Annotated in this window: 9 protein-coding genes; 2 read left to right on the top strand and 7 right to left on the bottom strand. The window is 66.5% G+C overall.

The annotated features are described in order from the left end of the window. A partial coding sequence (gene rsxB, locus BBA01S_RS29830) for an electron transport complex subunit RsxB (RefSeq protein ID WP_027819653.1) occupies window positions 1-557 on the bottom strand: 557 nt, incomplete at its 3' end. 543 nt (window positions 558-1,100) lie between these two features. On the opposite strand from rsxB, the gene BBA01S_RS29825 reads away from it, so the two are divergent. Beyond that, complete coding sequence (locus BBA01S_RS29825) at window positions 1,101-1,733, top strand: TetR family transcriptional regulator (RefSeq protein ID WP_027819652.1); 633 nt, start codon at window positions 1,101-1,103, stop codon at window positions 1,731-1,733. Window positions 1,734-1,841: 108 nt separating this feature from the next. Here BBA01S_RS29825 and BBA01S_RS43310 read toward each other — a convergent pair whose 3' ends face one another. From BBA01S_RS43310 to BBA01S_RS47110, 4 genes are all read right to left on the bottom strand, one after another. Next, window positions 1,842-3,122 carry a polyhydroxyalkanoate depolymerase gene (locus tag BBA01S_RS43310; protein ID WP_042298108.1) on the bottom strand — a complete coding sequence of 427 codons (1,281 nt, stop codon included), beginning with the start codon at window positions 3,120-3,122 and terminating at the stop codon, window positions 1,842-1,844. A gap of 365 nt (window positions 3,123-3,487) precedes the next feature. Then, window positions 3,488-5,350, bottom strand: a complete 1,863-nt coding sequence (locus BBA01S_RS29810) for a glycoside hydrolase family 15 protein (protein ID WP_027819651.1) — start codon at window positions 5,348-5,350, stop codon at window positions 3,488-3,490. A gap of 235 nt (window positions 5,351-5,585) precedes the next feature. Further along, entirely contained in the window at window positions 5,586-5,735 is a 150-nt protein-coding gene (locus BBA01S_RS46170; RefSeq protein ID WP_084162632.1) for a DUF3096 domain-containing protein, read from the bottom strand. Window positions 5,736-5,738: 3 nt separating this feature from the next. Beyond that, a complete protein-coding gene (locus BBA01S_RS47110; protein WP_156966125.1) occupies window positions 5,739-5,906 on the bottom strand; it encodes a hypothetical protein in 168 nt (55 codons plus the stop codon). A 28-nt stretch (window positions 5,907-5,934) separates the two neighbouring features. Between BBA01S_RS47110 and BBA01S_RS29800 the strand changes: the two genes are divergently transcribed. Then, entirely contained in the window at window positions 5,935-7,191 is a 1,257-nt protein-coding gene (locus BBA01S_RS29800) for a lactonase family protein (RefSeq protein WP_084162633.1), read from the top strand. Window positions 7,192-7,290: 99 nt separating this feature from the next. On the opposite strand, the gene BBA01S_RS48215 is transcribed toward BBA01S_RS29800, so the two are convergent. Next, the gene (locus BBA01S_RS48215; RefSeq protein WP_027819649.1) at window positions 7,291-12,354 is read right to left on the bottom strand and encodes an FtsK/SpoIIIE family DNA translocase; all 5,064 of its coding nucleotides are present in this window, start codon (window positions 12,352-12,354) and stop codon (window positions 7,291-7,293) included. Window positions 12,355-12,547: 193 nt separating this feature from the next. Then, window positions 12,548-13,165, bottom strand: coding sequence for an META domain-containing protein (locus BBA01S_RS43305; RefSeq protein WP_042298107.1), 618 nt, complete (start codon window positions 13,163-13,165; stop codon window positions 12,548-12,550). Window positions 13,166-13,211 lie beyond the last annotated feature (46 nt).

Here is a 13,211-nt window from a genome sequence, read left to right as displayed (position 1 = left end):
GCGGCCGCAGCGGCGCGACGTGCGGCGGCGCGGGCTTCGGCCGCGTCGCGCTCGGCGGCCAGACGCGCCTGATGGCGGTCGTGGCGCAGGCGCGCCTGGTCGGCCTGCTGCTGCGTCCAGGCGTCCCAGCCGGTCGCCTCGCCGGTCACCGGGATCATCGCGATGCAGTCCACGGGGCAGGGCGCCACGCACAGGTCGCAGCCCGTGCAGAGATCCTTGACGATGGTGTGCATCTGCTTGGGTGCGCCGACGATCGCATCGACCGGACACGCCTGCAGGCACAGCGTGCAGCCGATGCACACCTGCTCGTCGATGAACGCAACGGGGCGTGCACGTTCGACGCCGTTATCGGGGTTGATCGGGATGACGGGCTTGCCGAGCAGGTGGGCAAGGCGCGCGACGCCCTCGGCACCGCCTGGGGGGCACTGGTTGTAGCTGGCAGTACCGGCGGCGACGGCTTCGGCGTAGGGCCGGCAGCCGTCGTAGCCGCACTTGGTGCATTGGGTCTGGGGCAGCAGATCTTCGATGCGATCTGCGAGTGTTCTGGAATTGTTCACGGTCGCAATTTCTGCGCTGGCCCGCTGGGGTTCAGGCGGGCGCTAGCGGGTACAGGCTGGTGCAAGCGGGGTATCGGGTATCGGGGTATCGGGGCAAACGCGCGGCAGGACGCATCGGGCGGGAAGCATGCGCGTACTGCCCAGGCGCGTCGCTTCGGGCGCATGAATCCACGTCCATGACACGGGCAATCCGGCCTTCGCGGGGACTGCGCGCGTGTTGCGCCAAAGCCCGCATTATCGCCGATTTCCCGCATTGCCATCGGCAGGGCATGTGCCATAATCAAAGTGCTTAATTCGAATGTCCGACCCACGGGACAAGCGGATCGGGCAATGCAGGTCGGCTTAAGACAGGCAGCGTCGCACGAGGGCCTCGGTGCGCTGCTCATAAAGAAAACGAACGTATACCAACGAAGATCGTGAAACGAAGGGTGTCAGTCCATTAACCTGGCGCGCCCCGTGAAACGCTGCCGCTACATGGGTTTTTTGGAGAGACCCGGCAGTGCCCGACGGGAACCCGCGCGCCTATCGAACGATCCTGCCACCATGAATCAGCCGAAAATCAAAAGAGATCCTGAAGGCACACGCCGCCGCATCCTGCTCGCAGCGGCGGAAGAGTTCGCAAGCGGGGGCCTGTTCGGCGCCCGCGTCGACCAGATCGCGCGACGCGCCGAGACTAACGAGCGCATGCTCTATTACTACTTCGGCAGCAAGGAGCAACTGTTCACCGCGGTGCTGGAGCACGCCTTTGGCGCGCTCAACGAAGCCGAACGCGCGCTCGATCTTGCGGGCCTCGCGCCCGTCGAGGCCATCACGCGTCTCGCGCATTTCGTCTGGGATTATTACCGCGACCATCCCGAACTGCTGCGGCTCGTGAACAACGAGAACCTGCACGAAGCGCGCTACATGCTCAAGTCGACGCGCATCCACGAGATGGTGTCGCCGATCGTCGCCACGCTCGGCAGCATTCTGTCGCGCGGCGAAGCGGCGGGGCTGTTCCGCTCGAACATCGATCCGCTGCGTCTTTACGTGACGCTTTCGGGCATGGGCTATTACATCGTGTCGAACCGCTACACGCTCAACGCTACGCTGGGCCGCGACTTCAGCACGAGCGCCGAGCGCGCCGAAATCATCCAGCTCAACACGGACATGCTGCTCGCGTTCCTGCTGCGCAAATAAGTACACCGGCCAGCGGGCTAACGGCGAACGCCAAATAAAAACGCCGCGTCCTCATTGGCATGAGGCGCGGCGTTTGTGCGTCTAAAGCATCGCGAGATCGCGCAAAACTCAGACGACAGCGCTTTCCTTGGCGGGCTGCTTTGCCTGCGGCTGATGCTGGCGGATGAAGTCGCGCAGTTGCGGATAAATGATGGTGCGCCAGCGGCGGCCCGAGAAAATGCCGTAGTGGCCGCACTTTTCCGCGGTCAGGTGGTGCTTGTCGTTCTCGGGGATGCCGGTGCACAGGTCGTGCGCGGCGCGCGTCTGTCCGGAGCCCGAAATATCGTCGAGTTCGCCTTCGATCGTAAACAGCGCCGTGTCGCGGATATCCTGCGGACGCACACGCTCGCCCGCGACGTCCCAGGTGCCCTCGGCGAGGCTGAATTCCTGGAACACCGTGCGGATCGTTTCGAGGTAATACTCGGCGGCCATGTCGAGCACCGCGTTGTATTCGTCGTAGAACTGGCGATGTGCTTCGGCATCCTCTTCGTCGCCGCGCAACAGGCTCTTGTAGAAGTCCCAATGCGCCGTCGTGTGGCGGCCCGGGTTCATCGCCACAAAACCCGCGTGCTGCAGGAAGCCCGGATAGACCTCGCGGCCTTCGCCCGGATAGTTCGCCGGAACCGGATGAATCACGTTGTTCGCGAACCATTCGAGCGAGTGCTCGGTTGCGAGCGAGTTGACGGCCGTGGGGCTGCGGCGCGCGTCGATCGGGCCGCCCATCATCGTCATGGTGAGCGGGGTCGGCTCGCCGCGGCTCGCCATCAGCGAAATGGCCGCGAGCACCGGCACCGTCGGCTGGCAGACCGACAGCACGTGCAGATTCTTCGCACCAATGTGACGGATGAATTCCTGGATGTACGCGACGTAGTCGTCCAGATGGAACGCGCCTTCTTCGAGCGGCACCATGCGCGCGTCGATCCAGTCGGTGATGTAGACCTTGTGGTCCTGCAGCAGCGTGCGCACGGTGTCGCGCAGCAGCGTCGAATGGTGGCCCGACAGCGGCGCGCACACCAGCACCGAAGGCTCGTCCTTGAGCGCGGTCACGGCGGCAGGATCGTCCGCGTAGCGCTTGAAGCGCAGCAGGCGGCAGAACGGCTTTTCGACAATCGTCTGTTCGACGATGGGGATGTGGTGGCCATCCTTTTCGATCTGCTTGATGTTGAATTCGGGCTTTTCGTAGTCCTTGCCGAGCCGGTAGAGCAGTTCGTAGCCGGCGGCCAGACGCGACGCGCCCGGCACGAGCGAGAACGGGCTCGACGGATTGGTGAACGACTTGGAAGCAGCCTGGGCCCACGCGGTAAGTGGGCTAAGCAGTGCGCGCTGGTATTCGCGGATTTGGTAGAGCATGGATGCTCCAGCATCAGGGGCCGGATCGAATCCAGGCCGCGCGGCAAAAACGCGACAAGGAGACGGCCCGCATGTTGATCGGTCAGGCCTGAATCAGGCTTTAGTCATACTGTGACAGGCTATATATCGGCTGCGCATCGCGCCGCTTGAGCGAAAACACAAGGGCGCGCCGCGGTCGCACCTGCCCGGACTGCATGACAGGCTGCACGACCCGCGGATCATCCTATCGAACCCCAGAACGTTGTGCAACGCAGCAAGTCAAGTTTAGCGCACCTCCTACAAACGCGTCGGCGCTTTCGTACGTTGACGCGTGCATCAAGTCCTTCGCGATCCTGATTTCACCTACGCGTGGCTCGCATTCCTCACTAAGAAGCGGTGGCCTCGAAATCGGCTTCCATCGGCGGGACGCCCTCGGGATGGCCGGTTTCGCTGGCCATTTCCTGCTCGTGGCGCATCAGGTTCAGGCCCGTGTGCACAAGCGCCACGTGCGAGAAGGCTTGTGGGAAATTTCCCACAAGACGGCCTGCGATCGGGTCGTATTCCTCGGCCAGCAAGCCGACGTCGTTGGCGAGTCCGAGCAGGCGCTCGTACATCGCGCGCGCGTCGTCCATGCGGCCCTGGAGCGCGAGGTTATCGACCATCCAGAAACTGCACGCGAGAAAGGTGCCTTCGCCGGGTGGCAGGCCGTCGTTGAAGTCGGTGGTGCGGTAGCGCATCACAAAACCTTCACACATCAGGTCGCGCTCGATGGCCGCGACCGTGCCCGCGATGCGCGGATCGTCGGCGGGCAGGAAGCCGACCAGCGGCATGAGCAGCAGGCTCGCGTCGAGATCGGTGCCGCCGTAGATCTGCGTGAACGAGTTCAGCTCGCGGTTGAAGCTGCGCTCGCAGATCTGCGCGTGAATGGTCTCGCGCAGCGCGCGCCAGTGATCGAGCGGGCCCGGCAGGTCGAATTTTTCCGCCGAACGCACGCAGCGGTCGAACGCGACCCACGCCATCACCTTCGAGAACGTGAAATGCTGGCGGCCGCCGCGCGTTTCCCAGATGCCTTCGTCGGGCTCCGTCCAGATCTTTTCGAGGTGTTCGAGCATTGCGCACTGGATCGACCACGCGGTGTCGTCGGCTTGCAGGCCGCCCACGCGCGCGAGGTGCAGCGCGTTCATCACTTCGCCATAGACGTCGAGTTGCAGTTGCCCGACTGCGTTATTGCCCACGCGCACGGGCTTCGAGTTTTCGTAGCCGGGCAGCCAGTCGAGTTCGATTTCGGGCAGGCGCCGCTCGCCGGCGATGCCGTACATGATCTGCAACTGCGAGGGCGACCCGGCCATCACGCGCCCGAGCCACGCGCGCCACGCGCGGGCTTCGTCGTAGTAGCCTCCGCGCATCATGGCGAGCAGCGTGATGGTCGCGTCGCGCAGCCAGCAGTAGCGGTAGTCCCAGTTGCGCGTGCCGCCCAGCTGCTCGGGCAGCGAAGTGGTGGGCGCGGCGACGATGCCGCCCGTGGGTTCGTAGGCGAGCGCCTTGAGCGTGATGAGCGAGCGGCGGATCGGGGCGGCCCAGCGGCCTTCGACCGTGCCGCGCGCGGCCCATTCTTCCCAGAAGTTTTCGGTGCGGGCAAGCGCCGTAAACGGATCGCGCGGCGGCGGCAGGCGCAGGTGCGACGCCGCGTAGGCCATCGAAAACGGCACGCGCTCGCCTTCCTTGACGTCGAATTGCGCGAGCGTGCGCATGTTCTCGCCTTCGAGATCGACGGGCGTGCGCAACACGATGGTGTCCGGGCCGACCGTGGCCTTGATGCCGCTTTCGTAGGTCAGGCGGCTCACCCACGGCACCGAAAAACCGTAGTCGAAGCGCAGCACCAGCTCGCATTGCATGCGCACCGTACCGCGACGGCCCACGACGATGCGCACGAGTTCAGTCCAGCCGTTGCCGGGCGGCATGAAGTCGATCAGCGTGACCGCGCCTTCGGCGGTTTCGAAATCGGTTTCGAGGATCAGCGTTTCGCCGCGATAACGGCGTGTGGTGGTGATTTTCGCGGGCGTGCCGTCGGCGGCGGGCGCGGGGGCAATCTGCCAGCGGCCATTCTTTTCGTCGCCGAGCAGCGCCGCGAAGCAGGCGCCGGAGTCGAAACGCGGCCAGCAGAGCCAGTCGATGGAACCTTCGCGGGACACGAGCGCGGCGGTGTGGCCGTCGCCGATCAAGGCATAGTCTTCGATAAGTGCGGGCATGGTAAGCGGATTGACAGCTTGCGTGGTGCGGTTGGTACGTTGCGTTGTGACTTTTCTGGAACGTGAAGCGACTGCGACTGCGCATGCACGGACAAGAGTAGTGGCTCAGGGGCGGAATGCGCAACGCGTTTTGCGGCGCCGGGCACGCCAGCGCACGCAAAACATCGCTGCGGGGACTGTCGCGACGCGCGGTTCGGGGCGTGCGAAGGGGACTGGAGAGGGCCGCTTTCGGCGGTCAGAAATGCCCGCCCGTGCCGAACAGGCCGATGAGCCCGATGATGATGAGATAGAGCGCGACGATGTAGTTGAGCAGGCGAGGCACAACCAGAATCAGGATGCCGGCGATGAGCGCGACGAGCGGGCCGATGGCGACATGGATATTCATTGTTCACTCCTTGATGGACGAGGCCGCGCGCTGCGCGCTGGCAGCGCGATGGCGCACAACCTCTCGTATACTGGCCCCCCAACCCTCATAAGATTCGCCGCGCGCAGGATGACGCGTGCGGACGATCAGCACCAGATTCGACAGTTCGACAAGAAGAAAGGAGGTCGACATGATTCAAGGCCATGCAGCCGCAATCGCCGTGCCCATGCAGTCGCATGAACGGGACGCACCGCGCACCCACAAGCGCGGCGTCATTCATCAGATCATCAAGGGTATTGCCATCATGGCCTCAGTCGCCGCGTCCGTAGCCGCTCCCCAGGCGTTCGCGCAAAGCGGCGCGTCCGCCAATGTCGCGGGTAACGGCGTGTATGACCTGATCGTCGGCACTTACACGGGCGGCAAGAGCGAAGGCCTTTACGTCTACCGCTTCGACTCGAAGACCGGCGACGCGCAGCAGGTCAGCGTCGCGAAGACCGTGAACCCGTCGTATCTCGTCGTGAGCCACGACAAGCGCTTCGTCTACGCAGTGAACGAGCTGCCCGGCGACAACGGCCCGGCCACGACGCGCGGCGACGTGAGCGCGTTCGGCTTCGATGCCGCGAGCGGCCAGCTCACCTTCCTCGACAAGGTCTCGGCGCAGGGCAACGATCCGTGCTACCTAAGCCTGTCGCCGGACGGCAAATACCTGCTGGTGGCCAACTACTCGGTCGCCGCCGATCCGGGCGGCAGCTTCGCGGTGTTGCCCATCGAGCAGGACGGCAAGCTCGGCCAGTCGGTGCTGACCGTGCACCATGAGGGCGGCGGCCCGGTGAAGGGACGCCAGGACAACGCGCACGTGCACTCGACGGTGTTCTCGCCCGATGGCCGTTATCTCTTCACGCAGGATCTGGGCACCGACAAGCTCTGGACTTACCGCTACACGCCGGACGGCACGCGCGGTCTGGTGAGCCCGGCCGAGTGGCGCTACACCGACGTGAAGGCCGGCACCGGCCCGCGTCACCTCGTGTTCGGCAACGACGGTCGCCACGCGTACCTGACGAGCGAACTCGCGGGCACGGTCAGCGTGTTCAACTACGAAGACGGCCACCTGAAGCTGGAGCAGGTCGAGAAACTCGCCGAACCGGACTTCAAGGGCGCAGTGGGCGCAGCGGCATTGCACCTCTCGCCGGACGGCAAGTTCCTTTATGTGTCGAACCGCGGCGACGCCAACGACATCTCGATCTTCGCGGTCGACCCGACGAGCGGCAAGCTCAAGCGCGTGGGCCGTCAGGCGAGCCTCGGCAAATCGCCGCGCGAGTTCGCCATCGACCCGAGCGGCCAGTGGCTGATCGTCGGCAACCAGAACAGCGATACGGTGTACGTATTCCGCCGCGACCAGGAAACGGGTCTGCTCGAAGCGAATCCGAAGAAAATCGACATCGGCTCGCCGGTCGATTTCAAGTTCGTGACGCCTTGAGTTGATGAAGCCGACGCGAGTCGGCAAGAGATAAAAAAACGCCGCGTGGAGTTCATCCACGCGGCGTTTTTTGCTTTGACGGCGGCGATGCTGTAACGCTTATTCAGCCTGTCCCGGCACGAGCACTTCGCGGCTGCCGTTGATGCCCATGGGCGAGACGAGGCCCGCCGCTTCCATCTGTTCGACCAGGCGTGCGGCGCGGTTATAGCCGATGCGCAACTGACGCTGCACCGACGAGATCGACGCGCGCCGCGTGCGCACGACAAAGGCCACCGCCTCGTCGTAAAGCGGATCGGCTTCCGCTTCGGGCGACTCGCCGAACAGGTCTTGCGGCGCGCCTTCGCTCGCCGGGCCGTCGAGAATGCCCTCGACGTATTCCGGCTCGCCGAACTGCTTCAGGTACTCGACCACGGCATGCACTTCCTCGTCGGCGACGAACGCGCCGTGCACGCGCTGCGGGTAGCCGGTGCCTGGCGGCAGGAACAGCATGTCGCCCTGGCCGAGCAGCGATTCCGCGCCCATCTGGTCGAGAATCGTGCGCGAGTCGATCTTGGACGACACCTGGAACGCCACGCGCGTCGGAATGTTCGCCTTGATGAGGCCGGTGATGACGTCCACTGACGGACGCTGCGTCGCGAGAATCAGGTGGATGCCCGCCGCGCGCGCCTTCTGCGCGAGACGCGCGATCAGCTCTTCGATCTTCTTGCCCGCAACCATCATCAGGTCGGCAAGCTCGTCGATCACCACGACGATCATCGGCAGCGGCGAGAGCGGCTCGGGCGCCTCGGGCGTGAGCGAGAACGGATTGCCGATCTTCTTTTCCTGCGCCGCGGCGTCGCGAATCTTCTGGTTGAAGCCCGCGAGATTGCGCACGCCCACCGCCGACATCAGCCGGTAACGCTTTTCCATCTCGCCGACGCACCAGTTGAGCGCGTTGGCCGCGAGCTTCATGTCGGTCACGACCGGCGCGAGCAGATGCGGAATGCCTTCGTAGACCGACAGCTCCAGCATCTTCGGGTCGATCATGATGAGGCGCACATCCTCGGGCGTCGCCTTGTAGAGCAGCGAGAGGATCATCGCGTTGATCGCGACCGACTTGCCGGAACCGGTCGTGCCCGCGACGAGCATGTGCGGCGCCTTGGCGAGATCGGTGACGATCGGCAGGCCGATGATGTCCTTGCCCAGCGCGATCGTGAGCTTCGATTGCGAACGCTGATACGGCGTCGATTCGAGGATCTCGGACAGGCGGATCATCTGGCGCTTCGCGTTGGGCAGTTCGAGCCCCATGCAGGTCTTGCCCGGAATCGTTTCGACCACGCGGATCGACGTGAGCCCGAGGCCGCGCGACAGGTCTTTCATCAGACCGACGATCTGGCTGCCGCGCACGCCGAGCGCAGGCTCGACTTCGAAGCGCGTGATGACCGGGCCCGCCGAAGCGCCGACCACCGTGACCGGCACCTTGAATTCCTGCAGGCGCTGCTCGATCAACTGGCTGGTTTCGGCGAGCTTTTCTTCGGAGACGTACTCGATCTCGGTCGAGGAGCGCTCCAGCAGGTCGAAGCCGGGCAGCTCGACCGTCGAGGCGCTGAGCGGCTGGAATTCGAACGACGTGGGCGCGTGGCCGCGTACCGGCTGGCGTGCCGGTTCTGGCGCAGGTGCGGGGGCAGGCATTGCGGTTTGCGTTGCCGCTTCGAGCGGGGCTGCGGGTGCGGCGGCCGGGGTGGCGGCGCTTGCCGGCGCTTGCTCCCACGGCGGCGTGAAGGCTGCGGGCGGCGCTGGCGGTTGAAGCGGCGCGATCGGCGCGATCGGCGTGATCGGCGCAATCGGCGCGATCGACGGGAAGGCCGTTGCAGCAGGTTCCGGCGGGAAGTGCCATGCGGGCGCTGCCGGGATCGGCGCGAGGGGGGCGGCTTCGATCGGCGCGGCGGGGACGAAAGGCGCGGGCGCCGGGGTGAGCGCCTGCTCCCACGGCGGCACGACCGGCGCGCTCGGGGCGGGTGCAGGTGCAGGTGCAGCAGGCGCCTGAATGATCGGCAGGTGCCATGCAGGCGCTGCTGCCGGTTCGATTTCGGTGCTTTCGGGCGTGGTTGCGGCTGCAACGGTGTGCGCCGTGCCAAGGGCCGGTGCGATTGTGGCGATTGCGCCAGTCGTGGCAGTCGTGGCGATTGCCGCGTTCGCTACGGTCGGCGTGACGGCGGCTGCAGCCGCAGCAACGGCGGCGAGCGGTGCAGCGATACCGAACGGCTCCGATGCCGGTTGCGGTTCGGCCGCCGTGCTTTCGACCGGAGTCGGCGCCGGACGAACGATCTCGATGGCGGGCGCTTCGGTTGCAAAACTGGCTTGCGCGACGACCGGCTCGGGTTCGGGCTCGTGCTCAGGTTCCGGCTCGATCAGTGCGGGTTGTGTCGCTGCGGCTTCGGCTTCGATGGGTTCGGCTTCGACGGCTACGGGTTCTTCAACCGGCGTCGTTTCGATCGCAGGCGCTTCGTTGTGCGCTTCGTTGTGCACTTCCTGCTCGCGTGCAGTGACGACGCTCGGAAGCGGTTCCGCTTCGACGATTGCCGGCGCTTCGGCTTGAGCCAGCGCTTCTTCTGCGGCCTTCGCTTCTTCCTCTTCGGCGGCTTTGGCGATGAAGGTCGGCAGCGCGGCGCTGAACGCTGCGGTGAAGATATCGACGGCGGCGGGCGCCAGCGGCTCGGCGACCTCGGGTTCCGGAGTCGCGACGCTCGCAACCGCTTCCTGCGTGCTTGCGGCTTCGACTGCCGGCTGTTCGATTTCGGCTTCGGGTTCGTCTTCCAGTTGCTCGACCGGCACGTGCGCAGTCACGAGGCGCGGGAAGCGCACGATGTTGCTCGTGGTATCGGCGGCGGGTTCCGAAGGCGTCACTTCCTGCACCGGTGCGGCGGTTTCAGCTTCGATGGCTTCATGGGCCTGCGGCTCGTCATCGAGCATCACCCACGGCATGCCATTGTCGAAGTCCGGCCACTTGACCGGCGCTTCTTCCGACGCGGCGGATGCGACCGGTTCCGCCGATGCGGGCTCATTCTCTTGCGCGCCGATCAGGAAATCGGGCAGGACGTTATCGGTGTCCGGCGTCGTCTCGCTAGCGGGCGCTTCGACTTGCGTTGCGGCAGCGGCTGGCGTGGCTTCGGCTTCAGCTTCGACGTGAACGGCTTCGGGTATCGAAGCCGTCGCTTCCTCGTCGGGTTGATGCGTCGGGACGAGCGGTGTTTCCTGCACTGGCTCGGTGGGCGCTTCAGGTGTTGCAGGTCTTGCAGGTGCTTCAGCCGCAGCGTGAGCGACGTGATCCGCCGCTTGAACCGGGGCGGCGACCTGCGGGGCGTGCGCCTGTTCCAGCGACACCTTGGGTGCTGCGGCGTCCACTTGCGCGACTGGCTCATCGACACTATTGCGGCGCGCAAGACTCGCACCAGCCAGCGATGTCCAGCGTGCGGCGTTTTCTTCGATCGAGCGCAGCGTTTCGAGCACGCTGGACGAGAGCGGCGCAGGTTCGGCGGCGGGGGCGGGCGTCACCGGGCGCGAGTAGGCCGGCATGACGGGACTGACTTCGGCGACCGGCGTCGTCATGGGCGCGGCGGCGATCTGCGGGCTGATCGCGGGGGGCGTACGCACTGCAGCGGTCGGCGTCGTTTTGGTCGGCCAGACGAACGGACGAGCGGGCTTTGCCTGATGGCGCGGCTGCGGCGCAGCGGCAGCCGCGGCGCGTGCGGCCGTGCTGCCCGCAACCGGCGGCGGCGCGCTACGGCGCAAGGGCGCCGGACTCGCGTAAGGCGAGACGATCGGATCGACGGCGTTCGGCACGGCGCTGCGCGGCATGACCGGCACCGAAGTCGTCGAAGCGAGCGGCGCGGCGTGTGCCGCCAGTGCCGCTTGTGCCGCTTGTGTCGCGTGTGCTGCGGCAGGTGCTGGCGGGCGCATCGAGGGTGCGCGGATCGGTGCGCTGCCTTGTGATGTACCCATTGCCGCCGAGGCACCGTTCGGAGCGGAACGCCCAGGCGCGACGCGCCACGGCGAAGCACCGCCCGCCGCGACCTGCGCGCCTGCCGCAGCCACGGCGACGCCGCCAAGGCCCGTCATCGCCTGACGTTGCACGTCGGCGGGGAAGGCGACAGCAGGAGCGGGCACCGGCACGCCATTCGGGCCGCCGACGCTCGCGCGCCGTGCGTCGCCCGGCATGCCGCCGTTCAACGTGCCAGCGGACGCGGGCAACGGCGCGCCACGGCGAAGCTCGCCGGTCATGGCGCCCGACTGCGGCGCGGACGGCATCGGTGCACGCGCACCGGGTTGTCCTTCACGCAACCAGCCCACCGGCGCGGTCGGTTCGCTGCGCGCCCACGCGGCGGCGGGACTCGGAGGCGGCGAGGCGAAATCCGGTTCGGTGCGCCACGGGGAGTTGTCCATTTGCGCGACGCCTGCGCCGTGTGTGGCTTGTGCGGCATTCGCGGCGCCAGCCACGCCTGTCACAGCCGCACCTGCTGCACCCGCAGCCGTGCGCTTGCCCGGCATCTGCGGACGCCAGACCGTGGGGCGCTTGCGGGGCGGATCGTCGTGCGGCGCGGTCGTGCCTGCGCCGGAGCCGATATTCGGGCCGTCGCCCGAGGCGAGGCCGCCGCCCAGGCCTAAAGCGCTGCCGAGACTGCCCAGTCCGGCGAGACCTGCGCTCATGCCGGACGAAGCGCCCGATGCCTTGGCGCCGTCCTGCGTGTCGTGGCGGTTGCGGCGGCTGCGGCGCGAGACGCGCTCGCTGCCCTCGTCGTCGTCATCGGACGGACGGATGTTCAGGCCGAGGCCAAGCGAGACATCGGCCCAGACGAAAAAGTCGCGCCAGCGGAACTCGATGAGCCAGGGCAGGCTGATGAAGAACAACGCCGCCATCGCGAGCGGTGCGGCGACGTGTCCGATCAGCTTGCCGAGGCCGCCCGCGAGCGCGTGGCCGAGCGCATCGAAACCCTCGATGTTCAGGATCGACGCTTCGAGCGCGCAGCTTGACAGCAGCACGCAGAAAAAGCCGAGCCACAGGCGGATCGTGCCGGGGCCGCGCAGCCCCGCGCCGCCGGGCAGCACCGACTTCACGAGACGCCAGATCAGAGGGATGAACCAGACGGCCGATAAGCCGAACCAGCCAGGAACTACCGTGTGCATGCCAGAGATCTACGATGAAAGTTTGGGCAAGGTGTCGAGTGTAACCGCTCGACCCTGGTGCGCCGCATTGCGCGTTGTCGCGGCGCCGCAGTGGCGGGGGGCGCGCTCAGGGGGGAGCGGAAAACCGGCAAAAAGCTGTAGCAAAAAAACAGCCGCGCGGGGTGAGCGCGCGGCTGCGGGGCGGTGCGCTGCGTCACTGACCCTGCGTCGCCGATGCGGCTGCCGGGGCGCTGGCGCCTGCCTGTGCGAAGGTCAGGTGATCGCCGTTTTCGAGGATCAGCAGGAGCGCCTGCGGCGAGCGCATCTGCACGCCGGTGCGCGCGATATGCGCGAGCGCATCGAGATACGGGCCTTCGATTTCGCCGCCCGCGCCGACGCACGCCATGCGCGTGCCCGCAAGCTGGTCGAACGAGAGCAGGCCGCTCTTGAGCGTGTAGCGGCCCATGTAGCGATTGCAGCCCGAGAAGCCGCTGGCGCGGCGCTGGCCGTTCGCCGTGGACAGGTCGAGCGTGAGCGGGCGTGCGCCCGGTGCGGCTGCCGCACCGGCATCGGCATTCGCGCCGGGGATGGCGCGCAGCGAACCGTCCGCGCGTTTCCATTCGACGAGCTGCCATTGCGTGTTGTCGAGCAACTGCGTGGCGGCGGGATTGAACGGATCGGGCGCGGGCGCCGACGAATCCTGGTGAACCGGCAGCTTGCACGCAGCAAGCATCAGTGCTGCGCCGATGGCGGCCGCGAGCGGCGCCGCGCGCGACGCGAGCAGGCGCGTCATCGTGTGCCCGGCGGGGCGTGTGCTCAAGCGGTGGGACATCGCATTTCCTCGTAACTGGCGAAGGCGTAAGGGTAACGCACCATGA

The sequence above is a fragment of the Paraburkholderia bannensis NBRC 103871 genome (assembly GCF_000685015.1).
GTDB lineage: Bacteria > Pseudomonadota > Gammaproteobacteria > Burkholderiales > Burkholderiaceae > Paraburkholderia > Paraburkholderia bannensis.
Note: the sequence above shows the minus strand (reverse complement) of the source record. Positions and strands in the feature narration are given on the sequence as shown.